The organism is Cupriavidus sp. 05L310 (genome assembly GCF_056398185.1).
On record NZ_JBFTOX010000028.1, the window covers coordinates 87,587 to 112,179 of the forward strand.

The window sequence follows — 24,593 nt, forward strand, 5'->3', positions numbered from 1 at the left end:
ATGACCCCTACCCTGCTTGAAACCCTGATGTACGACGTCGGCCAGTTGTTCCTGTACCCGACGCTTGCCCTGATCGGGCTGCTCTTCCTCTACGCCTTCTGGGCGCTCGGCGAGTTCGCCATGCAAGGCTGGCAGCGCCGCCGCAACACGATCGAAACCGGCCGCGGCTACGTGCTGGTGGCGTATGCGCTGCGCCATCGCGTGAAGGACCCGGACACACTCGACGTGACCGCGCATCGGTTGCTGGAGTGGCCGCGCATCGCCACGCGCGTGGCGCCCATGCTGGGGCTTGTAGCCACCATGATCCCGATGGGGCCGGCGTTGAAAGGCTTGTCGGGCGGCAACCTCGCCAACGTGGGCGAGAACCTCACCATCGCTTTCTCTGCCGTGATCCTCGCGCTGATCGCCGCCAGCATCACGTTCTGGGTGGTCAATGTGCGGCGCCGCTGGCTGGCCGAGGAACTGGTGTGGCTGGGCAAGCACCAGCCGCAGTGGGAGGTCGACGCATGAAGTTCCTGGAAGAAAGCGAAGCCGACGATCCCATCCTGTCGGTGGTCAACCTGATCGACGTGTTCCTGGTGGTGATCGCCGCATTGCTGGTGGCGATCGCGCAGAACCCGATGAACCCGTTCACGCATGCGGACGTCACCGTCATCACCAATCCCGGCAAGCCGAATATGGAGATCGTCTCAAAGCAGGGCGAGAAGGTCGTGCGCTACCAGGCGAGCGGACAAGTCGGCAGCGGGGATGGCACCAAGGCCGGCGTTGCCTATCGGCTGAAGGACGGCTCGATGGTCTATGTGCCGGAAGCGGCAACTGGGCAATAATAGGCAGGTCCGCGGCATGCCCGCGGACCATAGGCAAAAAACCGCAGAAACCAGGATTACCGCCGCCATGCAGACTCGCTCACGCCTTGCCATTGCCCGCGCCGCCGGCGTGGCGCTCGCCGCCGCTTTGCTTGCCGCGCTCGCCGGCTGCGCGGGTACGCCACCGGCCGCCGTGGCTGGCGACGTCGCGCACCAGTTCACCGGTAAGACCTACGTGCTGCTGGGCGAGGTCCACGACAACGCCGATGGCCAGAAGCGGCGCTTGCTTGCCTTGTCGAGCGCGCTCGAAGCGGGTTGGCGCCCGGCCATCGCAATGGAGCAGTTCGACCGCGAACGCCAGCCCGATATCGACCGCGCCCGCCGCGAGCGCCCTGGTGACGCGGCGTATGTGGTGGCGCAGGCGGGCGGCAAGAACTGGCAGTGGGAGCTTTACACGCCGGTGGTGGCCCTGGCCTTGCGCTATGACCTGCCGCTGGTGGCGGCCAACCTGTCGCGGGCGGATGCGGGGCGCATCGTGCGCGGCGGGCTCGATGGCGTATTCGATGCAGCCGAGCGCAAGCGCCTCGGCCTTGCCGCGCCCTTGCCCCAAGACATCGTGACGGAACAGACCGCGGTGCTCGACCGCGGCCATTGCGGCAATTTCCCCAAGGCCATGCTGCCGGGCATGCTCGATGCCCAGGCCGCGCGCGATGCGGTGATGGCGGCCGCGATGCGCGAATACGCCGAACGCGGCGCGGTGCTGATCGCCGGCAACGGCCATGTGCGGCGCGACGTGGGCGCGCCGCGCTGGCTCGCCGCCGAGCCGGGCAGTATCTACAGCGTGGGCTACCTGGAGCAGGCCAGCGGCCAGGAGGCCGGCGCCTACGACCGCGTGGTGCTGGTGCCCGCGCACAAGCGGGCCGATCCCTGCGCTGGCGCCAAGCCGGCGACGGGAGCCGCGCCGGCTTGAGTCCGGGGGCCGCTTAGCCGAACAGTTCCTCGGCCACGGTCGGATGCAACTGCACCGTGGTCTGCAGGTGCGACAGCCTCACTCCCAGCCGCAGCGCCACGGCGAACGCCTGCACGATTTCCGGCGCGGCGTTGTCCATCATGTGCGCGCCCAGCACGCGGCCGCTGCGCGTATTCACCACCAGCTTGACCATGGACGCCTGCTCGCTGCCGGCGAAGCGGTTCTCCAGCGAGACGAAGCGGCGCACCACGGTGTGGATGCGCTCCGGCTTGCCCGCCTCCTCAATGGCGGCCTGCTCGCTCAGGCCCACGCTGCCGATGGCCGGCTCGCAGAACACCGCGGTAGGCACCAGGTCGAAATCCGATCGGTCGCCGCGGCGGCCGAACAGGCGGTCCGCCAGCCAGCGGCCCTGCGCGCTGGCCACCGGTGTCAGGTGCGGGCCGTCGATGGTATCGCCGATGGCGTGGATCGCGCGGACCTTGGTGCGGAACGAGCGGTCCACCTGGATGCCGCCCTGTTCGGCTTTCTGCACGCCAAGCGCCTCCAGGCCGAGCCCGTCCCAATGCGGGTCGCGCCCGATGGCAGCCAGCGCTGCCTGCGCGCGCACGGTCTGGATGCGGTCCCTGCCGCCGGCGCCAGTGTTGCCAGTGTTGCCATTGCCGCCATTGCCATGCTGCCGGTAGCACACATCGATGGCACCGTTGGCCTGGTTCAGCAGCGTTACCTCGGTATTGAAATGCAGCCGCACGCCCTTGGCGGCGAGCGCCTCGGCCAGTGCCTCGGCAACTTCATGGTCGAAGCGCGGCAGCAGGCGTTCCCCGCGCACCAGCATCTCCACCTTGACGCCGTAGCGCGACAGGATCGAGGCCTGTTCCACCGCCACGTAGCCGCCTCCGATCACCACCAGCGAAGCCGGCAGGCTTTGCCAGGTGAAGATGTCGTCGGAGGTGCAGGCGAGTTCGCCGCCTGGCACCGGCAAGGCACGCGGCCGCGCGCCGGTGGCGATCAGGATGCGTTTCGCCTGGATGACCTCCGCGCCCACCTGTACCTGGTCCGGCGCGATCACCGTGGCATCGCCGCGCAGCAGTTCCACGCCGGCTTCCTGCAGGTGGTGCGTATAGGCCACGTGCAGCCGCGCCATCTCCGCATTGACACGCACGATGGCATCGCTCCAGTCCTCCTTGCCGCCGGTGTGCGACAGGCAGCCCGACAGGACGGCGGCCAGGCTGGCGCCATATGAGAGCATTTTCTTGGGGACGCAGCCGCGATTGATGCAGGTGCCGCCGATGGCATCCCGCTCCACCAGCACCACGCGCGCGCCGTGCGAGGCCGCGCGCCGCGAAGCCGCCACTCCGCCCGAGCCTGCGCCGATTACCACGAAGTCCGCTTCGCGCTGCGCGCCGGCGCGGCGCTTGCCGCGGCGGGGAACGTGCTCCACCACTTGCTCGGATGTCGCCCTGCGCGCGCTGCGGCGCTCGGTCGTGGGTCTTGCCTGGCGTTTCGTCATCAATGCCTCCTGTTGCGGCGCGAAGGCCGCATTGCACATCGTGATGACGGAGCCGCTAGGGCGGCCGTCGCGCTGGTTGAACGCTACGCGGCGGTGCCAAGCTCCGTCTTCAGGACAGACGGCCATTCGCGCAGAAAGGTCTCCCCATCGCGCTGGCCGAGATCGTAGGCACCGGTCATCGCGCCGGGCTGGGTGTAGTCCCAGCTCGAGATCGGTACCCGTTGCGAAGGTTGCAGGTAGAGCCGGCGCTGCGCGCCGTGTTGCAGAACAAAGCGCCGTGGACGCGGATAGAGCCGCGTCACCAGCACCAGTACGTCGCCGGGCGTTGCGTCGAGCGCGTCGACCGGCACGTTGTCGACCATGCCGCCATCGAGCACGGGCCGGCCGTCGCGCCGGAGCACCGGCGTGAAGGGTGGCGTCGAGGAAGATTGCAGCAACAGGTCGGCCAGTTGCTCGGGCGAGCCGCAGTCCTGCGCGCGCACGAACTCCGGATGGAAGCCCAGCTTGCGGCCCAGCCGCGGGTGCAGCGTCTTGAGCCAGTGCTTCTCGATGTTGTAGGCCACCAGGCCAGCCATGACCGCCAGCCGCGGACCGCTCCAGCGCGGGATATGGGCCACGCCGATGCGGATTTCCGGCGCCGCCTGCAAGCGCGCCAGGCGGCCCTCGCCGAAGATGCTCAGCAGGGCGGTGCGGTAGATGCCGTAGTGCGGGAACACGCGCTGCCTGTTCAGCAGGTTGCCCCAGTAGGCATTGCGCCGGTTGCCGGCAAGCACCTCGCGGTAGTACGCCATCACCTCGCGGGAATCGTGCGTGTAGACCATGCAGGCCGTGGCGGCGCCGGCGGAAATTCCCGTGATCACGCGCGGGCGCAGGCCCAGCTCGGGCGCCACCCTATCCCACCAGCCCGCCTGCCACCAGCAGCGGTTGCCGCCGCCGGCGAACACCACCTGGTCGAACGGAGAGGCTGCCGCGGCGGGCTGGACGGAAGCAGGAACTACGCTGCGGGGCTCATACATGGATTGCATGCAATTCAGTGATGGCGCCGCTCACAGCAGCGCATAAGTGGTGGTGGCCTGCACGGCCAGCTTGCCGTCGGTGCCGGTCAGCTCGATTTCGCCGAACACCACGGTCTTGCCCAGGCGCAGCACGTTGGCGCGCACCAGCACGTCGCCGTCGATCACCGGGCGCATGAAGTTGGTTGTCAGCGTGACGGTGGTCATGGGGCGGAAGCCGCCCGCCGCGCTGGCGACCGCCACGATCATGGCGGTATCGGCGGCGGCCATCAGCACCTGGCCGCACACCACGCCACCCGCATGGCGAAACGATTCGTCGAAAGGCAGGCGCAGTGTTACGCCCTGCGCATCAACGGCTTCGGCACGCAGGCCGAGTTGGCGCACCCACGGCGCCAGTACGCGTTGCAAGATGCCGTCGATATCGGCAAGCGTCAGGCTGGATTCCGGCTTGGGTCTTGGCATTGACTCTGGCATGGCACTCCCGTTTGTCTGGGGTGGGGCCGGGCCAGGTTGCTATTCCGTCTCCTCCGGCGCGGCGCGATGTTTGAGCCAATGATACAGGGGGCCGGTGCACAGCACCACGAACGCCATCCGGATCACGTGGAAGGCCGTCACCAGCGGCACGCCCAGTTCCAGCACCTTGGCGGTGATGCACATCTCCGCGATGCCGCCGGGCGTGGTGCCGAGAATGGCGGTGGCTGGATGCACGCCAGACAGCGCCGACAAGGCCCAGCCGAACAGCGCGGAGAGCACCAGTGCGACCAGCGTGTACAGCGCCACGCCGGTGAGAAAGCGCGGCGCCGTGTGGAGGAAGTCGCGCGAGAAGCGCGCCCCCAGCGAGACGCCGATCAGCAACTGGCCGGCGCGGCTCATCCAGGTGGGGATGGCCGACAGTTCCACGCCCGAGGCGGTCAGCACCGCTGCCGCCAGCAGCGTGCCGATCACGAAGGGATTGGGCAGGTTGAAGCGCTTGAGCACCAGCGCTGCGCTGACGGTGATCGCGATCAGCCCGAGCAGCCCCAGGTAGTCCACCGTGCGCGGACCGGGGATATAGGGATCGAGCCCATGGATGCCGCCGTACTGGAACAGCGCGGGCACCGCCACCACCACCATTAGCACGCGCAGCGAATGCGCGGCGGCCACCTGGTCGATGCGCGCGCCGTTGCGCTCGGCCAGGTTTGCCATCTCCGAGGCGCCGCCGATGGCGGTGGAGAAGTACGCCGTCTTGAACGCCACGCCCGTGCTCCTGCGCAGCAGGAACGCGCCCCCGCAGCCGAGCACCAGCGCGAACAGCGAACCCGCCACGATATACGGCAGGAACTCCAGCAGACGTTCCACCACGTCGGACGTGAAGTACAGCCCGAGCGAAGTCCCGATGGCCCACTGCCCGGCATTGCGCGCCTGCGTGGGCGCGCGCAGGTCGGCGCCGCGCATGCGCGCGGTGGCCACCGCCAGCAACGGCCCGATCATCCATGGCAGGGGCGTGTGAAGCAGCGTGCAGAGCAGCGCGGCGGCCAGGCCGAGCAGCAGCGTCAGCAGGACCGGACGCCAGCGGTGAAGAAGAGAAGGCATGTCGCAGCGGCCTGGCGCGCGGGCGCCGGCGCGGTGTTCTTGTGATGAAGCGGAATGTAGGGACAACAGCGCCGATGCGATGGCCTGCCACGGCGCCACAAACGAAAAGGCCCGGCACCCTGGAGTGCCGGGCCTTGCCCGCATTTTGCGCCAATCAACCGGTGGCGTCAGCCACTTTGCCGCGCGCCGAGCGCCGGGACAGCCAGCCCAGGATGCGCGGGATCAGCACCACCGCCACCGTCATGGCCAGGATGGTGGCCGAGATCGGCTGGGTCACGAAGATCGACCAGTCGCCCTGGCTGATCGACAATGCATTGCGCAACTGCTTCTCCGCGATCGGTCCCAGGATCATGCCCACGATCACCGGCGCGGTGGGGAAGTCGAAGCGGCGCATGGCCATGCCCAGCACGCCGATCACAAACAGCAGCAGCAGGTCGAACCACGACTGGCGGATGCCGTAGGCGCCCAGGCCCGCGAAGATCAGGATGCCGCCGTACAGCAGCGGCGTGGGAATGCGCAGCATGCGCACCCACAGGCCGATGGCCGGCAGGTTCAGCACCAGCAGCATCACGTTGCCGATGTAGAGCGAAGCCAGCAGGCCCCACACCAGGTCGCCCGAGGTCTGGAACAGCATCGGGCCCGGCTGCAGGTTGTAGTTCTGGAACGCCGCCAGCAGGATCGCGGTGGTGTTCGAGGTCGGGATGCCCAGCGTGAGCAGCGGTGCCAGCGTGGCAGTCACCGCGGCGTTGTTGGCGGCCTCGGGGCCGGCCACGCCTTCGATCGCGCCTACCGTGCCGAACTCGCCCTTGTGCTTGGACAGCTTTTTCTCGGTGGCGTACGACAGGAAGGTCGGGATCTCAGCGCCGCCAGCCGGGATCAGGCCGAACGGGAAGCCGATGATGGTGCCGCGGATCCATGCCGGCACCGAGCGCTTCCAATCCGATTTGGTCATCATGATCGAGCTGAGCCTGTTGAAGCTGCCGTCCGGCTGCGGGAAGAAGGCATTGAACAGCGCCTCGCCCACCGCGAACAGGCCCACCGCGACCACCACGATATCGATGCCATCGTACAGTTCCTGCACGTTCATCGAGTAACGGGTCTGGCCCGACAGCGAATCCATGCCGATCAGGCCGATGCCCAGGCCAAGGAACAGGCTGGTCATGCCGCGCAGCAACGACGAACCCAGCACCGCCGACACCGTGGTGAAGGCCAGCAGCATGATCATGAAGTATTCGCCGGGACCGAACTGCAGCGCCACGTCGGCCGCCACCGGCGCGAACATCGACAGCAGCACCGTGCCGATCGTGCCCGCCACGAAGGAGCCGATGGCCGCGGTGGCCAGCGCCGGGCCGGCGCGGCCGCTCTTGGCCATCAGGTTGCCTTCCATCGCCGTGACCATGGTCGACGACTCGCCCGGCGTGTTCATCAGGATGGAGGTGGTGGAGCCGCCGTACATGGCGCCGTAGTAGATGCCGGCGAACATGATCAGCGCCGCGGTGGGTTCCACCTTGGCGGTCAGCGGCAGCAGCATCGCCACGGTCAGTGCCGGGCCGATGCCCGGCAGCACGCCGATGGCGGTGCCCAGGAAGCAGCCGACCAGGGCCCACATCAGGTTGATTGGCGTGATGGCGATGGCAAAGCCATGCATCAGCAGGTTGAGAGTATCCATGGATCAGCTCCGGTCAGAACCCGGCGACGGGCAGCAGCGGCAAATTGATGCCGAGCAGGAATTCAAACAGTGCCCACATCGGCAACGTAATGCACAGGCCAATCAGGCCATCGCGCAGGAAGCGCTTGCTGCCATAGCCGCGTGCCACGCAGATCATCAGCAGGGTCGACGCCAGCACGAATCCAAGCGTGCCGATCAGCGCCATATTGGCCACCAGCCCGGCAGCCACCCACAGGAAGCCACGGAAGTTATGCGGTGCGGAGGGCAGCTCGGCGTCTTCCTCGGGCATATTGCGAAAGCCGCCGCGAATGCCCTGCCAGGTCAGCGCCGCGCCGCACACGGCCAGGCCGATGGCGACCAGCGTCGGCATGAAGCGCGGCGACAGGCCGGCATAGCCTTCGTCGCCGGAGATGCCAGACAGGCCGACGAAATAGAAAACGGAGAGCAGCAATACGGCTATGCCGATCGCCAGGTGCGAGGGTTTCATGATGTGAAGTGGCTCCTTCATGCGGCGCCTGCGGTCGTGTTGGCCGACCCTTGGCTTGCCGCGGTTTGTCGTCCCCGCTTAAGGCGGGGGCCCGGCGATTTGTAGTTTGGTCTTTTGGGTATCGCAGGTGGACACCGGACCCCCGCCAGCTGCATGCGCACCGGGCGTTATGGTGCGCCGCAGGCAGGGCCGACAGGTAAAACGTTCGAACAGTGAAGCGGTGAAGCGGTGAAGCAATGAAGCGGTAAGACCGGGCTGCTTACTTCGCCACGCCCAGTTCACGCAGCGTGCCACCCAGGCGGGCCGACTCGCTGTCCACGAACTTGCCGAACTCGTCGCCGGTCAGCAGGAACGGGGTCCAGTCGTTCTTGGCCAGGGTTTCCTTCCACAGCGGCGTCTCGGTTGCCTTCACCACCGCATCCACCAGCGCCTTGCGTTGCTCGGCGGTGATGCCGGGCGCGCCGTACACGCCGCGCCAGTTGTAGATCTCCACATTGATGCCCTGCTCTTTCAGGGTCGGGATATCGGCGGTGCGCTCCTTGGAGGTCACGGCCAGCGCGCGCATCTTGCCGCTCTTGATAAAGGGCAGGAACTCGGACACGCCGGCAATGCCGACCGTCACGTGGCCGCCCAGGATCGAGGCCGAGGCTTCGCCGCCGCCCTGGAACGGCACGTAGTTGATCTTCTTCGGATCCACGCCGCTTTCCTTGGCCACCAGCCCCGCGAGGATGTGGTCGATCGAACCCTTGGAGCCGCCGCCCCAGCTGACGCTGCCCGGGTTGGCCTTGAGCTGCGTGGTGAGGTCCTTGATGGACTTCAGCGGCGAGCTGGCCGGCACCGTGATCACCATGGTGTCGGCGAACAGGCGAGCGATCGGGGTTGCGTTCTTCAGCGTGACCGGCGGCTTGTTGGTTTCGATCGCGCCCACCATCACCGCGCCGGTGACGATCATCGCGTTCGGGTTGCCCTTGTCGGTATTGACGAACTGCGTCAGGCCGATGGTGCCGCCCGCGCCGCCCTTGTTGTCGTAGGAGGCCGTCTTGGCCACGCCGGCGGCAACGAGCGCCGCGCCCAGCGAGCGGCCGGTCTGGTCGAAGCCGCCGCCCGGGTTGGCGCCGATCATGAACTTCACGCTGTCGAGCGCGAACGCGGGCGCGGCAGCCACGCTGGCGGTGATCGCGGCCGAAGCCATGACGACGTGGGCAAAGCGATGAATCGAACGACGCATTACGGTCTCCTGTTCTTTTTCAGAGGATTGCCGGTGAACGGTTGCCGGCGATGCTGGCGAGGACCGACCCGGAGGTGTCCGGCTGGCGGTGAAGCTGGCTGTCGGGGGCGGGAGAGTCGTGCGGTGCGCCGGCGCTGCCTGCGTTGGGCGGCCGGCTTGGCGTTGTCTCCTGTCCCCGGCAGCGCTTGCATGCCGGACTTGTTCTTTGGTTTTCTGACTTGGTCTGGCCCGTACGGCGACCATGGCGCGATTCTATGGGGTGGAAACTGTCAAAAGGCTGTCAATTTGTCAGGGAATGGGGTGGGGTTTACGTGGGGGTGGATGTATGGACATTTGGTTCTTTTGGACTTTCTGGTCTTTCTGGCGCCGTCTCACTCCCCGATCGGCAGCGCCAGCACCGCCCGAACCCCTTTGCCCTGCACCGCGACTCCCAGCTCCACCGTGCCACCGAACCGCGCGGCCATCTCGCGGGAAATCGCCAGCCCCAGGCCGGAGCCCGGTTCGACATTCCCGACCCGCCGGTAGAACCGCGCAAATACCTTTTCGCGCTCCTCGACGGGAATGCCCGGCCCATCGTCCTCCACCACCAGGCAGGCGCTATCCGCGAAACGCGCGGCGGAAAGCGTGATCCTGCTGCCGCGCGGCGAATACTGGATCGCGTTGTGGACAAGATTGGCAAATGCCTCGCGCAGCAGCGCGGCATCGGCCCGTACCGGCAGCACCAGCCCCTGCGGCCGCTCCCAGCCAAAGTCCTGCTGCTTGCCGCGCGCCAGCGGCAAGTAGTCCAGCGCCACCTGCTCTGCCACGGCCACGGCATCGATCAGGTCCGGCGGCTCGGCGTCGCCAGGTGTGTCGCTGCCCGGGTGTTGCCGTACGCGCGCCAGCGCCAGCAGCTGGTTGGTCAGGCGCGCGGCCTGCTCCAGCTGCGTGACGATGCCGCCTACCGCCTCCCCGGCGGCATCCCGCGCGTGAGCGGGATCGGCGCCGGCGGAAAGCTGGCGCTGGGCAAACTCGGCTTGCGTCTTGAGGATGGCCAGCGGCGTGCGCAACTGGTGGGCCGCGTCGGCAATGAACTGCGCCTGGGCCTGCGTCATCGCGTCGGAGCGCGAGACATGCAGGTTGACGGCGTCCACCAGGGGGCGGACTTCCATCGGCACGTGGTCGAAGGCCAGCGGCGTCAGGTCGCCGGCGGAACGTGCCTGCACATCGTCGCGCACGCGTGCCAGCGGGCGCAGCACATAGGTGATGCCGGCCACGAGGATGCCGGCGCTGACCAGGATCAGCAGCACGCCGCGCGCCAGCGCGCCGCGCCACACGGTGGCGATGAGTTCGAAGCGCGGCTCGGCGGTTTCCGCCACCTGCACGATGACGCGCATATGCGCGTTGGGCCGGTACACCGGATGCGCAAGCACGGCAATGCGCACCGGATCGCCGCGATAGTCGGCATCGTAGAAATGCGGCTGGTTGCTGGCGATCCCACCCTTGGGCAGCGGCAGGTCATCGTAGCCGGTGACGGTTTCGATCCGGCCATTGCGTTCCAGCGATACGCGGTAGAAGACGTGGGTCTGGGCCGCGGTCTCGAACATCTCCATGGCGGCGTCCGGCAGTGCTATCTGCACGCTTTCGCCGGCCATGCCGATGGCGTTGTCGATGGCGCGCACGGAGCCGTAGAGCGAGCGGTCGTAGGCGGCGTTGGCGGCGTCGCGCAGCGTGCCGTAGGTCAGCCAGGTGTCGAGCGCCATCATTGCCGCCAGCGCGGGCACCAGCAGCAACAGCAACTGGCGGCGCAGGCTGCCCTGCAGCCAGCGCCGCAGCCAGTGCCGTGGCAGGCGGCGCAGCATCAGGGCTGACCTTCCGGTTCCAGCAGGTAGCCGAAGCCGCGCAGCGTGACGATGGTCACGCCGTGGCCGGAGAGCTTCTTGCGCAGCCGGTACACCAGCACTTCGATGGCGTCCGGGCTGACGTCGGCATCGAGTGAGAACACCTTGTCAAGCAGCTGCGCCTTGGTGAGCGGCTGGCCGCTCTTGGCCAGCAGCGCGCCCAGCAAGGTCGACTCGCGCGGCGTCAGCGCCAGCGGCGCGCCGGCCAGCGTGAAGCTGCGGGTCTCGCCGTCGAATACCAGCGTGCCGCATTGCAGGCGCGGGTGGGCTCGCCCCCGGCTGCGCCGGATCAGCGCCAGGATGCGGGCTTCGAGTTCGGCAATGGCGAAGGGCTTGGGCAGGTAGTCGTCGGCGCCGAGGTTGAGGCCGCGCACGCGCTCGTCGAGCGTGTCCTGCGCGGTCAGGATCAGCACCGGCGTTCGGTCGTCGCGCCCACGCATGGACTTGAGCACGGCCAGGCCGTCCTTGCCGGGCAGGCGGAGATCCAGCACCACCACATCGTATTCCTCGGCCATCAGCCGCGCCTCGGCCTGCAGGCCGTCGGCCACGTGCTCGATCACGAAGCCGCCCTGCTCCAGTGCGCGCGCCACCCAGCGCGCCAGTTCAATCTCGTCTTCCACCAGCAACAAGCGCACGGCGGTCCTCCCCTGCTCGATAGGCGTCCGTTTCAACAAATACGTTTCGCGGCGCTGCCAAGCCTGGCAACGCCGCGCCCGCCGCGGGGACACGCCGCGGGCGCCTATAATACCTCCGCCCCGGGCCGCGCGCGGCGAGCGTGCCATGGCCCTTTCCAGCCACCGATGTCAGCACCGATGGTTCCTGCCTTGCGCAAGCTGCCCCCTTTCCTGTCCCCGTACCTGTCCCCTCACCTGTCCCAGCTGCCCGTACAGCCGCCGGCTTCGCCTTCGCTCCCGGCGGCGTCCGCTGTCGCCGGTATGCCGGCAAGCTGGAAGCGGCGCCGCGTGCTGGCCGGCGCCGCCGCGCTGGGTGCCGGGCTAAGCGGCGGCGCGCGCGCCCAGGCCGGCCCGCCGGTGCCGGCCGGCTACCCGGCGGGCTATGCCGAGATCATTGCGCGGGCGCTGCAAGAGGGCATGGTCAATGTGCATGCTTCCACCGACGTGGAGATCGCGCGGCCGCTGGTGGCAGCGTTCGAGGCGCGTTACCCCGGCCTCAAGGTGCGCTACCAGGATCTGAATACGCTGGAGCTGAACGATCGTTTCCTGACGGAGAGCGCGCGCCTGGGCGCGGGGCAGGCGGCCGGACCGGACTATGCCGACGTGCTGTGGAGCACGGCGATGGACCTGCAGATCAAGCTGGTCAACGATGGCCATGCCCTGCGCTACGCCTCGCCGGAGCGCGCCGGCCTGCCGGCCTGGGCGGCATGGCGCGACGAAGCCTGGGGCACTACCTTCGAGCCCGCCGTGATCGTCTACAACCGCCGCCATTTCGCCGGCATGCAAGTGCCGAAAAGCCGCACCGGCCTGGCGCGCCTGCTGCAGGAGAACACGCCGCGCTGGCGCCAGCGGGTAGTGACCTACGATGTGGAAAAGTCAGGAGTGGGTTATCTGCTGGCGCAGCAGGACGCACGCATGGGCGACGAGTTCTGGTATCTGGCCCAGGCCCTGGGCCGCTGCGGCGTGCAGTTGTCGGCATCGACCGCGAGCATGATCGAGCGCATCGCTTCCGGTGAATTCGTGATGGGTTACAACCTGCTCGGCTCCTACGCGCTCTCGCTGATGGAGCGCGGCGCCGAAATCGATGTGATTGCCCCGCGTGACTACACGCTGGTCATGTCGCGCGTGGCGTTTGTCGCGCGCCGCGCGCCGCATCCCAACGCGGCGCGGCTATGGCTGGATTTCCTGCTCTCGCGCGCTGGCCAGACCCTGCTCGGGCAGACTGCCTCGCAGCTCTACACGATCCGTACCGATACCGACAGCGAGCACACCGCCGCGGCGCTGGCCGAGCGGCTGGGCTACGCGCTCAAGCCGATCAGCGTGGGCCCCGGCCTGCTGGCGGCGCAGGATACGCTGCGCAAACGGACCTTCCTGGCGCGCTGGCGCGACGCCGTGCGCGGCTGAGCGGCCGCTTGCGATGGCCGCTTACGATTTCCCGGCTAGCTTCTGCGCGCTCAGAGCGGTCTGCGCTTTCTGTGCTTCCTGGCACATTGAATCCACTTCCGCCTTGAGCTCCGGGACGGGGCGCGGCACATAGCCTTTGCGCAGGGCCGGCGACAGCCTGAGGGTGTCGATGAAGGCGTCGGACACGCGCTCGGCATTGGTCTCGAGATCGAAATCGTCGGGCGCGAACAGCCAGTGCGACAGCATGCCGCCGATGGAGGCGTGGAACACATTGACGGCCAAGTCCAGGTCCAGGTCGGCCGGCAACTGCCCGCGCTCCACGGCCATGCGCAGATGCTCCCGCATCTTCACCGTGCCTTCCTGGTGCGACTGGCGCTGCCGCTCGAAGATGGCGCCGTTGTCCTCCACCATTTCGCACTTGTGGAACACGATCTCGAACACGCGCCGCCATTGCGGGTTTTCCACGGTCTGGCGCAGCACAAAGGCGCAGATGTCGCGAATGCTGCCCAGCGGGTCTTCCTGGCTCGCAATGCGTTCCGGCTCGCACAGTGCTTCGAGCGGCAGGTGGACGCGGTCGGACATGGCGGCGAAAACGTCGCTCTTGTTCTTGAAATGCCAGTAGATGGCGCCGCGCGTCACGCCGGCTGCTTCGGCGATATCGGCTAGCGAGGGACGGGCAACGCCGCGGGCGTGAAAGACGGCCTCGGCCGCGTCGAGAATGCGATGGCGTGTTTCAAGCGCCTCTTCCTTGGTGCGTCTGACCATGATGTTCTCTGATGCCGGCCACGAAGGACCGGTCTGGTTCTGTCTCCCTGAATGCAGGGGTGGGGTCCGCCTGTGCACGTGCGCGCCGTGCCGGTACATGAGGACCGGTGTGCGGGGTGCTTATCGCCGCATTGCAACAAGTTCTTACATACATGCTTGAATGTATATATAATACGCGTTCGCCTGACTTTCGGCCAGTCTATCGGCCGAACGGCACCGCAGCGCCCTCCTTCATTTCGCGGTGCCATGTCGGCATGTCGTTACTAATTGGCAACCGTTCGTCGCAAGCGTCACGCCAGCGTTGCCAATTGTGGCTAGCATCAAACTTTTTGCCCGCTTTCCGGCGCTTTGCAGGACGGCGGGCCGCGCCGTATCCGGACACGACACCGGGAACTCATGCGGCCGATCTCAAATTGCCATCATGGGGTTATCGATGAGGAAGTCCCAACGTATCACTTGCGTTGCCGCCGCTGTTCTGTCGGCGCTCGCGCTCTCCGCCTGTGGCGACAAGAAGCCGCAGGGCGGCGCCATGCCGCCGCCGGAAGTGGGTGTCGTCACCGTCACGCCCACCACCGTTTCCGTCATCAACGAACTGCCTGGCCGCCTGGAAGGCGTGCGTACCGCCGAAGTGCGGGCGCGGGTCGCAGGTATCGTGCTGTCCCGCAACTATAGCGAGGGCGGCGAGGTGAAGGCTGGCCAGCTGCTGTTCAAGATCGACCCTGCGCCCTACCAGGCCCAACTCGAGTCGGCCAAGGCCAGCCTTGCCCGTGCCGAGGCCAATGCCGTGGCGGCGCGCCAGAAGGCCGAGCGCTACAAGCCACTGGTCGCCGTCAATGCGGTGAGCAAGCAGGAATATGACGAAGCCGTGGCCGCCGCCGGCCAGGCCACCGCCGACATCGCCTCGGCCAAGGCCGCCGTCTCCACCGCCCAGATCAATCTCGGCTACACGGCCGTGACCGCGCCCATCAGTGGCCGCGTGGGCCGTGCGCTGGTGACCGAAGGCGCGCTGGTAGGCAGCGGCGAAGCCACCAAGCTGACCACGGTCGAGCAAGTGGACCCGATCTGGGTCACCTTCACCCAGCCCGCCAGCGAAGTGATGAAGCTGCGCCGCTCCATCGAGAGCGGCCAGGTCAAGGGCGTCGACGGCGGCGCGCGCGTCCATCTGTTTATCGAGGATGGCCGCGAGTACGCGCAAACCGGCAAGCTGCTGTTCTCGGACATGACGGTCGACCCGACCACCGGCGCCATCACGCTGCGCGCGCAATTCCCCAATCCCAAGCGGGAACTGCTGTCGGGCACCTTCGTGCGCGTCAAGATCGAGCAGGGCGTGGACGAGAACGCGCTGACCGTGCCGCAGCGCGCGCTGATCCGCACCGGCCAGGGCGCATCGGTGCTGGTGGTCGGCGGCGACGGCAACGTGGCTTCGGTGCCGGTCAAGGCACCCCAGGCGATCGGCGAGAACTGGATCGTCACCGAAGGCCTCAAGGGTGGCGAGAAGGTGATCGTCGAGGGCTTGCAGAAGGTCAAGGTCGGCGCGCCCGCCAAGGCGGTGCCGTTTGTCTCGAAGACCGCCGCCGCTTCGGCGCCTGCCGCGCAGCCTGCCGCCGGCGGCGCTTCTGCTCCAGCCGCGGTGACCGCTGACAAGACCGACGCCAAGCAGGGCTAATCACAGCGCAAAACGAAGGGAGCCAGTTTTATGGCCAAGTTTTTTATTGACCGGCCGGTGTTCGCGTGGGTGCTCGCGCTGATCATCGTGCTGGGGGGCCTGCTGTCGGTCGTGCAACTGCCGATCGCCCAGTACCCCAACATCGCGCCGCCGACGATCTCGGTGACGGCGACCTATCCGGGCGCATCCGCCAAGACGCTTGAAGACTCGGTCACTTCGGTGATCGAGCAAGAGCTCAACGGCATTCCCGGGTTGCTTTACTACAACTCCACCAGCGAAGCCACCGGCCTGTCGACGATCACGATCGCCTTCCAGCCGGGCTCCAACATCGACCTGAACTCGGTCGAGGTGCAGAACCGCCTCAAGCGCGTGGAAGCGCGCCTGCCGGCGGAGGTGCGCCAGCAGGGCGTGCGCGTGGACAAGGCCGGGAACAACTACATGATGTTCCTGACGGTCTCGTCCAAGTCCGGGCAGGCCGATGCTATCCAGCTGGGTAACTACGTCTCGGCCAGCCTGATCGATTCGATCCGTCGCGTGCCGGGCGTCGGCCAGGCCGACCTGTTCGGTACCGAGTACGCCATGCGCATCTGGGTGGACCCGGCCAAGCTGACCGGCTACAACCTGACGCCGCAAGACGTGACCGCTGCCATCTCGGAGCAGAACGTGCAGGTCGCCGTGGGTGAGCTTGGCGGCACGCCGTCGCCCCAGGGCACGGAGCTCAACGCCACTGTCACCACGGAAAGCCGTCTCAGCACGCCGGAGCAGTTCGCCAACATCCTGTTGCGCACGAACCCGGACGGCTCCTCGGTGCGCGTCAAGGACGTCGGTCGCGTCGAGCTCGGCGGTGCCGATTACTCCACGCTGGCCCGTACCAACGGCAAGCCGTCGGCGGCCATCGCCATCAAGCTGGCCCCGAGCGGCAATGCGCTGGCCACCGCCACCGCGGTGCGCGCCAAGATGGAAGAGCTGTCCAAGTTCTTCCCTGCCGACTACCAGTACTCGGTGCCTTACGACACCTCGGCCTTCGTCAAGATCTCGATCGAGGAAGTGATCAAGACCCTGGTCGAAGCCGTGGTGCTGGTGTTCCTGGTGATGTACCTGTTCCTGCAGAACATGCGCGCCACCATCATCCCCACGGTGGTGGTGCCGGTGGCCCTGTTGGGCACCACGGGCATGCTGCTGGCATTCGGCTTCTCCATCAACGTGCTGACGATGTTCGGCATGGTGCTGGCGATCGGTATCCTGGTGGACGATGCGATCGTGGTGGTGGAAAACGTCGAGCGGATCATGAGCGAGGAAGGACTCTCGCCACGTGACGCCACGCGCAAGGCCATGGGCCAGATCACCGGCGCCATCGTCGGCATCACGCTGGTGCTGACCGCCGTGTTCATCCCGATGGCGTTCTTCTCGGGTTCGGTGGGTAACATCTATCGCCAGTTCTCGCTGTCGCTGATCTCGTCGATCGCGTTCTCGGCGCTGCTGGCGCTGACGCTCACCCCGGCGCTGTGCGCGACGCTGCTCAAGCCGGTCGAGGCCGGGCATCATCACGAGAAGAAGGGTTTCTTCGGCTGGTTCAACCGCACCTTCGCGCGCGCCGCCACTGGCTACCAGGGCACGGTGGCACGCATCCTGAAGCGTGGCGGCCGCTACCTGATCATCTACGCCCTCATCATCGTCGGCATGGTGGTGCTGTTCAAGCGCCTGCCTTCGTCCTTCCTCCCCGAGGAAGACCAGGGCTACATGATCACGGTGGTGCAGCTGCCCAACGGTGCCACGCAGGAGCGCACCATCGGCGTGCTCAAGCAGATCGAGGACTACTACCTGCAGAAGGAATCCAAGGTGGTGGACCAGATGATCACCGTGGCGGGCTTCTCCTTCTTCGGCCGCGGCCAGAACGGCGGTATCGCGTTCGTGCGCCTGAAGGACTGGAAGGAGCGCACGGGTGCCAACGAGACCGCGCAGGCATTGGTTGGCCGGGCGTTCGGTGCGCTGTCCTTCATCAAGGACGCCATCATCTTCCCGCTGAACCCGCCGGCAATTTCCGAGCTCGGTAACTCCTCGGGCTTCGACTTCCGCCTGCAGGACCGCACCGGCCAGGGTCACACCAAGCTGATGGAAGCACGCAACATGATGCTCGGCATGGCCGCGAAGAATCCTGCGCTGGTGGGTGTACGCCCCGAAGGCCAGGAAGACGCGCCGCAGCTGCAGATCGACATCGACCGCGAGAAGGCGCGCACGCTGGGCGTTTCGGTTGCCAACATCAACTCGACGCTGGCCATCGCGTTCGGCTCCGCCTACGTGAACGACTTCATCTACGAAGGCCGAGTGCGCAAGGTGATTGCCCAGGCCGAAGGCAGCGACCGCAAGCTGCCCGACGACCTGACCAAGCTGCGCGTGAAGAACAAGAATGGCGACATGGTTGCGTTCGCCGCCTTTGCCACTTCCAAGTGGATCATGGGCTCGCCGCGCCTGGAGCGTTACAACGGCCTGCCGGCAGTGAAGATCGCTGGCCAGGCGGCACCGGGGCGCAGTACCGGCGAAGCCATGAAAATCATGGAAGAGAACTTCGCCAAGCTGCCGCCGGGCTTCGGCTTCGAGTGGTCCGGCCAGTCCTATGAGGAGCGCCTGGCCGGTTCGCAGGAACCGATGCTGTACACGCTGTCGCTGATCATTGTGTTCCTGTGCCTGGCCGCGCTCTATGAGAGCTGGTCGATCCCGGTCGCGGTGCTGCTGGTGGTGCCGCTGGGCGTGCTCGGCGCGCTGCTGGGCGTGACCCTGCGCGGCATGCCCAACGACGTGTACTTCAAGGTGGGCCTGATCGCGACCATCGGCTTGTCGGCGAAGAACGCCATCCTGATCGTGGAATTCGCCAAGGATCTGCAGGCGCAGGGCCGCAGCGTCATCGACGCTACGCTTGAAGCCGTGCACTTGCGGTTCCGCCCGATCCTGATGACTTCGATGGCCTTTATCCTGGGCGTGCTGCCGCTGGCGATCGCCACCGGCGCGGGCTCGGGTGGCCAGCGCGCCATCGGTACCAGCGTGATCGGCGGCATGATCACCGCCACGGTGCTGGCGATTTTCCTGGTGCCGGTGTTCTTCGTGGTGATCCGCAGCCGTTTCAAGGGCAGCAAGCGCGAGCATATGCTGGACCAGCAGCGGCTCGAACCCAAAGAGGGAATCTGACAATGACAAAGACACTGACCACGCTGTTGCTGGTGGCGGGCGTCCTCTCGGGTTGCACACTGGCACCCGTTTATGAGCGCCCGGCCCCGCCGGTGGCCACGCACTATCCGGACGCGCCGGAAGGGTACGCGGCCGCCGAGGTGAAGACCGGCGAAAGCCGCCATGCGAGCGAGATCGGCTGGCGCGAGTTCTTCCGCGATCCGCGCCTGCAAACGCTGATCGCCACCTCGCTGGAAAACAACCGCGACCTGCGTACCGCCGCGCTGCGCATCGAGGAAGCGCGCGCGCTGTACCAGGTGCAGCGCTCCGACCTGCTGCCGACCGTCAACGCTACGGCCGGCTGGACGCGCCAGGGGTTCGCGCGCGCGCAGTCGGCCACGGGCAATTCCTATATCGTCGACTACTACCAGGCGGGCGGGTCGATCGCTTCGTACGAGCTCGATTTCTTTGGCCGCGTGCGCAGCCTTTCCAATGCCGCGCTGTCGCAGTTCTTCGCCACCGAGGAGGCGCGCCGTTCCGCGCAGATCTCGCTGGTCTCGGAAGTTGCCAAGGCCTACCTGTCCGAGCGTTCCTTTGCCGAGCAGTATGAACTGGCGCAGAACACGCTGAAGACACGCGAGTACACACTGAACCTGGCCAAGCAGCGCTTCGAAGCGGGCGCCACGTCGGCGCTGGACCTGCGCGACAACGAATCGCTGGTGGCGCAGGCCCGCGTCTCCGCGGCGCAGCTGGCACGCCAGCGCGCGCAGGCGCAGAACGCGCTCGAAGTGCTGGTGGGCAAGCCGCTGGGCACCATCGAGAACCTGCCCGAAGCGATGCGCCTGTCGGACGAACGCATCATCAGCGACATCCCGGCAGGGCTGCCGTCGGACCTGCTCGAGCAGCGTCCCGATATCCGCCAGGCCGAGCAGCAGTTGCTTTCAGCAAACGCCAATATCGGCGCTGCACGCGCGGCCTTTTTCCCGCGCATCACGTTGACTGCCAATGCTGGCGCGATCAGCCCGGTCTTCTCGAACCTGTTCGACTCAGGCACCGGCGCGTGGTCGTTCGCGCCGCAACTGGTACTGCCGATCTTCGATTACGGTCGCAACCTGTCCAACCTGGACCTGACCAAGACACGCAAGAATATCCAGATCGCCAACTACGAGAAGACCATCCAGACGGCCTTCGCGGAAGTGGCGGATGCACTGGTGGCGCGCGGCACGCTGGAAGGTCAGGTCACAAGCCAGGCGCAGGTGCGCGACGCCGAGGCGGCGCGCTTCGAGTTGTCGACGCGTCGCTTCCGCAGCGGCATTTCCAGCCAGCTCGACCAGCTCGACGCGCAGCGCCAGCTGTTCACCGCCGAGCAGAACCTGATCCAGGCGCGGCAACTGCGCCTGAACAACGCCATCGACCTGTACCGGTCGCTTGGCGGCGGCCTGAGCGAGACCGGTCCGGTGGCTTCGGCCGACGGCATCAAGCCAGCAGTGACGACGCAGTAAGACAGACAGTTTTTCGTCCTGCCATCCGGCGCGTGCTTGCCGGATGGCCTCAAAGCGAAGCGCCTTTGGTGCTTCGCTTTTTTTCTTCCTGGGTTCCCTGCATGCGTTCTGGCGCGCCAGTGCAATTCCGGATCCACGGCGAACCATGATGCATGCCAATCGCTGCGAGCGCCCACGCTGCCGGTGCGGAGAATTTTCGAATCGCGGAGCGTGCGCTAGGATAGTGCTGGCGCGGCCTGGACAATATCTTGCCGCGCGCACTTCTCTCCAACCCGCTACCCGAAGGAAGCCGTCCATGGAAGTCCGCTCGCTTGGTGTCGACGATGTCGAACTGGTCTGCCGCCATCGCGAGGAAATGTTCCGCGAGGCCGGCCGCGACAATGACATTCTCCAGACCATGACGCGGCAGTTCCGGCCGTGGCTGGAGCCGCGCCTGCGCGATGGCAGCTATTTTGGATTCGTGCTGGAGGATCAGGGCCTGCCCGTGGCCGGCATCGGCCTGATGGGGATCGACTGGCCGCCGCATCCGTCCCATCCCACGCAGGACAAGCGCGGGTACGTGCTGAACGTGTATGTGGACAAGACGCACCGCAAGCAGGGGCTGGGGCGCAGGCTGATGCAACTGGCCGAGGATGAATTCGCCAGGCGCGAGATCCAGTTCGCCATCCTGCACGCAACGGAGATGGGCCGCTCCTTGTATGTGGCGCTGGGCTGGCATGCGACCAGCGAGATGGCCAAGGCCGTTCGCGCGTAGCGCGCTAGCCGTTCCAGCGCAACACCAGGGTATCGTCCGCTGCGCGGATCACATGCGCGCCGTGCTTGCCGCCTTCCCGGTCGAGCGTGGCGTGCAGCCATGCCACGCCCTCCTCCGGCGCGCGGTGCAGGCGGAAATGGCGGATCTGCATCGGCACGGCGGACAGCGCGCGCAATGCGCCGGTCGCGGCGTCCACTAGCGGGACGTACATCAATACCAGGTCAGGCCGGTATGTCTGGTGGCCGCCGATGCCTTCGTAGTCGTTGAGGAAGTCTCCGCAGCCATAGAGAACCAGGCGCTCGCGGTACACCTCGATGCCTTTCACATGATGTGACGAATGCCCGTACACGATGTCGGCGCCGCCAGCATCGATCAGCCGGTGCGCGAAGGCCCGCTCCTGATGCGAAATATCGAACCCCCAATTGCCACCCCAATGCAGCGACACCACCAGGATGTCGCCCGCGCACCGTAACGCCGCTGTCTGGCAGGCAACCCGATCGGCGGCGCGCGCCGAGATGTCCGGCAGGAAACTTACGCCGGCGCGGCCTGCTGCCGCGGCCCAGTCCGCCGGCACGCCGCTGGTCGCGGTGGCATAGGCAAACACGAGAACCCTTCCTCCTCGCGCGAGCCGGATCACGGCGGGCGCGGCGGCCTGCGTCTCGTCGCGTCCCGCGCCGGCGGTAAGCAAGCCGGCGCCGTGCAAGACAGCCAGGGTTTCGTCGAGCCCGGCGCATCCCCAGTCCAGCACGTGGTTGTTCGCGAGCACGCAGCAATCCAGCCGCGCGCTGGTGAGGCACGGCACATTGGCGGGGTGCATGCGGTAGTGGATGCCCTTGCCCGGCTGCGCATCCTCGCAGGTGGTGACCGCGGTTTCCAGGTTGACGATGCGCGCATCCGGCTGGAAGTGATCGAGCAGCGCGAGCGCGTCGCCCCAGGGATAGGCATGGTCAACGGGCCGCTGCATCGGGCCTGTCGCGCGCTCCGCCAGCTCGACATAGCCGATTGCCGAACGTACCCCGCGCTCGTACAGGCGCGGCCTGCCCGGATGCGGCAGGATCTGGTCGATGCCGCGGCCGGTCATCACGTCGCCGCACAGGAACAAGCGCACGCAGGCACGGTTGCCGGCCGGAGCCGCGTTGCCGGAGGTTGTCCCGCTGACGTCATTCATCGTGCACTTCCGTCTTCCAGGCTGGCGCGGATACGCGATTACCCGCTTGCGAGATCGCAGCCATTCCCATTTTGCGCTGGTGCGCGGGAAAATGCGCCGGCAGCAGATGTGCATCCAGGCAGGCAAAAGGGGGCGTGCCAGCGGTGTTTCAATGCCTAGAATGAAGCAGGCCGGCACCGACGGCCGGGCCCCGCGCCCCGACGATCTCCAGGAGACAACGATGACTGTCACCAATGCCCTGTCGGGTACCAATGTCCATGAAATCGCAGACGGGATCTATCGGATCAATACCCCGGTCACCATCGACGGCGGTCCCGGCGGCTTCTCTTTCAACCAGTACCTGATCCTTGATGACGAGCCGCTGTTGTTCCACACAGGGCCGCGCAAGATGTTCCCGCTGGTGCGCGAAGCCCTGGCCAGCGTGATGGCGCCAGACCGGCTGCGCCATATTTCCTTTTCGCACGTGGAGGCCGACGAATGCGGCTCGCTCAATGACTGGCTGGCCGCGGCGCCCCACGCATCGCCGCTGTGCGGCAGCATTGCGGCGATGGTGTCCATCAACGACCTGGCCGACCGGCCCGCGCAGGGCCTGGCGGACGGGCAAGCCGTAGCGCTTGGCCGCCATACCGTGCGCTGGCTCGATACGCCGCATCTGCCGCATGCCTGGGAGTGCGGGTTCCTGATGGAAGAGCGCACCGGCACGCTGCTCTGCGGCGACTTGTTCACCCAGGGCGGTTCCGGCCTTCCCCCTCTCACCGACGCCGATATCCTGGGGCCCAGCGAAGCGTTCCGGCGCGGCATGGATTATTTCTCACACACGCCGAACGCAGGCGCCATGCTTGAGCGCATGGCGCTGCTCGAGCCCACGACCCTGGCCTGCATGCATGGCAGTGCCTGGCGGGGCGATGGCGCCGGCTTGTTGCGCGCGCTTGCACAGGCGTTGGCGCACTGATGACCGGCCGGCGCGGAAGGGGTCACGTCTGCGGCGTGTCCTTGAACGCGGCCAGCCGTTCCGCGGCGGCGCTGAACGACGCGAGCGCCGGGTACGTGCGCGCATCGACGGATTCCGGCAGCATCATCCGCGTGAAGCTCCACGCCACGGCGGTGGTCACGTCGGCTTGCGTGAGCAAGCGCTCGTCCGCTGGAAGCGCCGCGCCCGCCAGTTCCACTTCCAGTGCCGAGTACGCCGCGAGCAACTGGCCTTGCACGCGCCCGATCCACGGTTCATGCTGCTTGTCCGCCGGCCGCAGGTTCCGCTCGTAGACGATCTGCACCGTCTTCTCGCAGGCGGCCAGTGCCAGCCCGGTCAAGCGCAGCGCGTGCTGGCGCCGGCCGGGATCCGCTGGCATCAGGCTGCGCCTGGCCAGCGTTTCGGTGTAGTCGAGGATCAGGCCGGACTCCATCAGCACCACGCCGTTATCGCAAACCAGCGTGGGCGCCTTCACCACGGGATTGATCGCGTGGAATTCCGCGAACGTGCTGAACACCGAGACCGGCTTGTGTTCGAACGGCAAATCCAGCAGGCGCAGCGAGATGGCGACGCGGCGCACATAGGGGGAATCGAGCATGCCTACGAGTTGCATATTGTCTCCGCAAGAGAATGGGGCCCTGCATCGAGCCGGGCGTGTTCCAGCATAATCGGGGCATGCCATTGCGATACATGGGAAGGCATTGGAAAACAGCGCGGCGTACCGATGAGTCATCGGCGGCGCGCGCCGGGCGTCAAGGGAGCGCTGGATGGAGCTGGACAAGAAGGACCGACTGATCCTCGAAGCCTTGCAGGCCGACGCGCGCCAGAGCCTGGCGGCGCTCGGCAAGCGCATCGGGCTGTCGCAGCCTGCCATGAGCGAGCGGGTGCGCAAGCTGGAGGACGCGGGGGTGATCGAGGGATATGGGGCGAGGGTGAACTTGCGGGCGGTGGGGCTTGGCCTGCAGGCAATCATCCATATCGAGACCACGCATGCTTATATCCAGAAGTATGTGAGGCTCTTTGAGAGTATGCCGGAGGTGTTGAGTGCCGATCGTGTGACCGGAGAGCATTGCTTTATTGTGCGTTGCGCGATTGGCGATCCTAGCGGGCTGGAGCGTGTGGTGGATGCGCTGGCGGTGCATGGGGCGGTGACTACGTCGTTGGTGTTGTCGAGTCCGGTGCGGAAGGTGGTGACGATTGGGGGGCAAGTGAGGTGAATTTGGCTGCTTAACTTCAAAGGCTTAAAATGTAATAGCCTAGACTAAATCTGACAGTGGTTGGTTATCCATGCCGCCGCACATCGGTGCGAAGGGCGTAGCCCAGAGTGCCAGTGTGCGGCGGAATCCACAAGGAGTCCGCCATGACTCAGGAACAGAAAGTCATCCGTGCCAAGGTC

Annotated in this window: 22 protein-coding genes; 10 read left to right on the forward strand and 12 right to left on the reverse strand. The window is 66.7% G+C overall.

Annotated features, from left to right (window positions below):
* From AC1DS6_RS21090 to AC1DS6_RS21100, 3 genes are all read left to right on the forward strand, one after another.
* Window positions 1-510: a MotA/TolQ/ExbB proton channel family protein gene (locus tag AC1DS6_RS21090; protein ID WP_035865554.1), complete on the forward strand. Its 510-nt coding sequence runs from the start codon at window positions 1-3 to the stop codon at window positions 508-510.
* A complete protein-coding gene (locus tag AC1DS6_RS21095; RefSeq protein WP_477103012.1) occupies window positions 507-827 on the forward strand; it encodes a DUF2149 domain-containing protein in 321 nt (106 codons plus the stop codon). The genes AC1DS6_RS21090 and AC1DS6_RS21095 overlap by 4 nt, the downstream gene beginning before the upstream one ends.
* Window positions 828-894: 67 nt before the next feature.
* Window positions 895-1,776, forward strand: a complete 882-nt coding sequence (locus tag AC1DS6_RS21100) for a ChaN family lipoprotein (RefSeq protein ID WP_441636775.1) — start codon at window positions 895-897, stop codon at window positions 1,774-1,776.
* 13 nt (window positions 1,777-1,789) lie between these two features.
* Here the strand turns inward: AC1DS6_RS21100 and AC1DS6_RS21105 are convergent, their stop codons facing one another.
* The 9 genes from AC1DS6_RS21105 to AC1DS6_RS21145 all read right to left on the reverse strand — a co-directional run bounded on the left by AC1DS6_RS21105 (window position 1,790) and on the right by AC1DS6_RS21145 (window position 11,767).
* Window positions 1,790-3,283: an FAD-dependent oxidoreductase gene (locus tag AC1DS6_RS21105; protein ID WP_441636773.1), complete on the reverse strand. Its 1,494-nt coding sequence runs from the start codon at window positions 3,281-3,283 to the stop codon at window positions 1,790-1,792.
* 83 nt (window positions 3,284-3,366) lie between these two features.
* Window positions 3,367-4,299, reverse strand: a complete 933-nt coding sequence (locus AC1DS6_RS21110) for a patatin-like phospholipase family protein (protein WP_441636771.1) — start codon at window positions 4,297-4,299, stop codon at window positions 3,367-3,369.
* 30 nt (window positions 4,300-4,329) lie between these two features.
* Window positions 4,330-4,758: a PaaI family thioesterase gene (locus tag AC1DS6_RS21115; RefSeq protein ID WP_441636769.1), complete on the reverse strand. Its 429-nt coding sequence runs from the start codon at window positions 4,756-4,758 to the stop codon at window positions 4,330-4,332.
* A 51-nt stretch (window positions 4,759-4,809) separates the two neighbouring features.
* A complete protein-coding gene (locus AC1DS6_RS21120) occupies window positions 4,810-5,868 on the reverse strand; it encodes an AbrB family transcriptional regulator (RefSeq protein WP_441636767.1) in 1,059 nt (352 codons plus the stop codon).
* A 154-nt stretch (window positions 5,869-6,022) separates the two neighbouring features.
* Window positions 6,023-7,537, reverse strand: coding sequence for a tripartite tricarboxylate transporter permease (locus AC1DS6_RS21125; RefSeq protein ID WP_441636765.1), 1,515 nt, complete (start codon window positions 7,535-7,537; stop codon window positions 6,023-6,025).
* 13 nt (window positions 7,538-7,550) lie between these two features.
* On the reverse strand, window positions 7,551-8,024 hold the full coding sequence (locus AC1DS6_RS21130) for a tripartite tricarboxylate transporter TctB family protein (protein WP_035865703.1): 474 nt from the start codon (window positions 8,022-8,024) through the stop codon (window positions 7,551-7,553).
* 259 nt (window positions 8,025-8,283) lie between these two features.
* Entirely contained in the window at window positions 8,284-9,252 is a 969-nt protein-coding gene (locus tag AC1DS6_RS21135; protein ID WP_441636762.1) for a Bug family tripartite tricarboxylate transporter substrate binding protein, read from the reverse strand.
* A gap of 371 nt (window positions 9,253-9,623) precedes the next feature.
* Entirely contained in the window at window positions 9,624-11,093 is a 1,470-nt protein-coding gene (locus tag AC1DS6_RS21140; RefSeq protein WP_477103013.1) for a sensor histidine kinase, read from the reverse strand.
* Window positions 11,093-11,767, reverse strand: a complete 675-nt coding sequence (locus AC1DS6_RS21145; RefSeq protein ID WP_035865540.1) for a response regulator — start codon at window positions 11,765-11,767, stop codon at window positions 11,093-11,095. Before AC1DS6_RS21145 ends, AC1DS6_RS21140 begins: the two co-directional genes overlap by 1 nt.
* 300 nt (window positions 11,768-12,067) lie before the next feature.
* Between AC1DS6_RS21145 and AC1DS6_RS21150 the strand changes: the two genes are divergently transcribed.
* Window positions 12,068-13,210, forward strand: coding sequence for an ABC transporter substrate-binding protein (locus tag AC1DS6_RS21150; protein WP_477103014.1), 1,143 nt, complete (start codon window positions 12,068-12,070; stop codon window positions 13,208-13,210).
* A gap of 21 nt (window positions 13,211-13,231) precedes the next feature.
* Here the strand turns inward: AC1DS6_RS21150 and AC1DS6_RS21155 are convergent, their stop codons facing one another.
* Window positions 13,232-13,975, reverse strand: coding sequence for a TetR family transcriptional regulator (locus tag AC1DS6_RS21155; protein WP_441636740.1), 744 nt, complete (start codon window positions 13,973-13,975; stop codon window positions 13,232-13,234).
* 433 nt (window positions 13,976-14,408) lie between these two features.
* On the opposite strand from AC1DS6_RS21155, the gene AC1DS6_RS21160 reads away from it, so the two are divergent.
* From AC1DS6_RS21160 to AC1DS6_RS21175, 4 genes are all read left to right on the forward strand, one after another.
* Window positions 14,409-15,641 (forward strand): efflux RND transporter periplasmic adaptor subunit, encoded by a 1,233-nt coding sequence (locus AC1DS6_RS21160; RefSeq protein WP_045241947.1) that lies wholly within the window; start codon window positions 14,409-14,411, stop codon window positions 15,639-15,641.
* Between the two features lie 30 nt (window positions 15,642-15,671).
* Entirely contained in the window at window positions 15,672-18,824 is a 3,153-nt protein-coding gene (locus tag AC1DS6_RS21165; protein ID WP_441636738.1) for an efflux RND transporter permease subunit, read from the forward strand.
* A 2-nt stretch (window positions 18,825-18,826) separates the two neighbouring features.
* On the forward strand, window positions 18,827-20,305 hold the full coding sequence (locus tag AC1DS6_RS21170) for an efflux transporter outer membrane subunit (protein ID WP_441636737.1): 1,479 nt from the start codon (window positions 18,827-18,829) through the stop codon (window positions 20,303-20,305).
* 295 nt (window positions 20,306-20,600) lie between these two features.
* On the forward strand, window positions 20,601-21,059 hold the full coding sequence (locus AC1DS6_RS21175) for a GNAT family N-acetyltransferase (RefSeq protein WP_441636735.1): 459 nt from the start codon (window positions 20,601-20,603) through the stop codon (window positions 21,057-21,059).
* A gap of 4 nt (window positions 21,060-21,063) precedes the next feature.
* On the opposite strand, the gene AC1DS6_RS21180 is transcribed toward AC1DS6_RS21175, so the two are convergent.
* Window positions 21,064-22,227, reverse strand: coding sequence for a CapA family protein (locus AC1DS6_RS21180; protein ID WP_441636733.1), 1,164 nt, complete (start codon window positions 22,225-22,227; stop codon window positions 21,064-21,066).
* A gap of 220 nt (window positions 22,228-22,447) precedes the next feature.
* On the opposite strand from AC1DS6_RS21180, the gene AC1DS6_RS21185 reads away from it, so the two are divergent.
* Entirely contained in the window at window positions 22,448-23,179 is a 732-nt protein-coding gene (locus AC1DS6_RS21185; RefSeq protein WP_441636731.1) for an oxygen-binding di-iron domain-containing protein, read from the forward strand.
* 22 nt (window positions 23,180-23,201) lie between these two features.
* Here AC1DS6_RS21185 and AC1DS6_RS21190 read toward each other — a convergent pair whose 3' ends face one another.
* On the reverse strand, window positions 23,202-23,810 hold the full coding sequence (locus tag AC1DS6_RS21190; RefSeq protein ID WP_441636729.1) for a glutathione S-transferase: 609 nt from the start codon (window positions 23,808-23,810) through the stop codon (window positions 23,202-23,204).
* Between the two features lie 154 nt (window positions 23,811-23,964).
* Here AC1DS6_RS21190 and AC1DS6_RS21195 point away from each other — a divergent pair, with 154 nt between their 5' ends.
* Window positions 23,965-24,414, forward strand: a complete 450-nt coding sequence (locus AC1DS6_RS21195; protein ID WP_441636727.1) for an Lrp/AsnC family transcriptional regulator — start codon at window positions 23,965-23,967, stop codon at window positions 24,412-24,414.
* Window positions 24,415-24,593 lie beyond the last annotated feature (179 nt).

Coding starts and splice junctions, on each gene's coding strand:
- AC1DS6_RS21190 (WP_441636729.1), bottom strand. CDS start 23,810: ATGCAACTCGTAGGCATGCTCGATTCCCCCTATGTGCGCCGCGTCGCC.
- AC1DS6_RS21115 (WP_441636769.1), bottom strand. CDS start 4,758: ATGCCAAGACCCAAGCCGGAATCCAGCCTGACGCTTGCCGATATCGAC.
- AC1DS6_RS21105 (WP_441636773.1), bottom strand. CDS start 3,283: ATGACGAAACGCCAGGCAAGACCCACGACCGAGCGCCGCAGCGCGCGC.
- AC1DS6_RS21090 (WP_035865554.1), top strand. CDS start 1: ATGACCCCTACCCTGCTTGAAACCCTGATGTACGACGTCGGCCAGTTG.
- AC1DS6_RS21110 (WP_441636771.1), bottom strand. CDS start 4,299: ATGTATGAGCCCCGCAGCGTAGTTCCTGCTTCCGTCCAGCCCGCCGCG.
- AC1DS6_RS21100 (WP_441636775.1), top strand. CDS start 895: ATGCAGACTCGCTCACGCCTTGCCATTGCCCGCGCCGCCGGCGTGGCG.
- AC1DS6_RS21120 (WP_441636767.1), bottom strand. CDS start 5,868: ATGCCTTCTCTTCTTCACCGCTGGCGTCCGGTCCTGCTGACGCTGCTG.
- AC1DS6_RS21195 (WP_441636727.1), top strand. CDS start 23,965: ATGGAGCTGGACAAGAAGGACCGACTGATCCTCGAAGCCTTGCAGGCC.
- AC1DS6_RS21140 (WP_477103013.1), bottom strand. CDS start 11,093: ATGCTGCGCCGCCTGCCACGGCACTGGCTGCGGCGCTGGCTGCAGGGC.
- AC1DS6_RS21170 (WP_441636737.1), top strand. CDS start 18,827: ATGACAAAGACACTGACCACGCTGTTGCTGGTGGCGGGCGTCCTCTCG.
- AC1DS6_RS21150 (WP_477103014.1), top strand. CDS start 12,068: ATGCCGGCAAGCTGGAAGCGGCGCCGCGTGCTGGCCGGCGCCGCCGCG.
- AC1DS6_RS21185 (WP_441636731.1), top strand. CDS start 22,448: ATGACTGTCACCAATGCCCTGTCGGGTACCAATGTCCATGAAATCGCA.
- AC1DS6_RS21160 (WP_045241947.1), top strand. CDS start 14,409: ATGAGGAAGTCCCAACGTATCACTTGCGTTGCCGCCGCTGTTCTGTCG.
- AC1DS6_RS21130 (WP_035865703.1), bottom strand. CDS start 8,024: ATGAAACCCTCGCACCTGGCGATCGGCATAGCCGTATTGCTGCTCTCC.
- AC1DS6_RS21175 (WP_441636735.1), top strand. CDS start 20,601: ATGGAAGTCCGCTCGCTTGGTGTCGACGATGTCGAACTGGTCTGCCGC.
- AC1DS6_RS21155 (WP_441636740.1), bottom strand. CDS start 13,975: ATGGTCAGACGCACCAAGGAAGAGGCGCTTGAAACACGCCATCGCATT.
- AC1DS6_RS21125 (WP_441636765.1), bottom strand. CDS start 7,537: ATGGATACTCTCAACCTGCTGATGCATGGCTTTGCCATCGCCATCACG.
- AC1DS6_RS21165 (WP_441636738.1), top strand. CDS start 15,672: ATGGCCAAGTTTTTTATTGACCGGCCGGTGTTCGCGTGGGTGCTCGCG.
- AC1DS6_RS21095 (WP_477103012.1), top strand. CDS start 507: ATGAAGTTCCTGGAAGAAAGCGAAGCCGACGATCCCATCCTGTCGGTG.
- AC1DS6_RS21135 (WP_441636762.1), bottom strand. CDS start 9,252: ATGCGTCGTTCGATTCATCGCTTTGCCCACGTCGTCATGGCTTCGGCC.
- AC1DS6_RS21180 (WP_441636733.1), bottom strand. CDS start 22,227: ATGAATGACGTCAGCGGGACAACCTCCGGCAACGCGGCTCCGGCCGGC.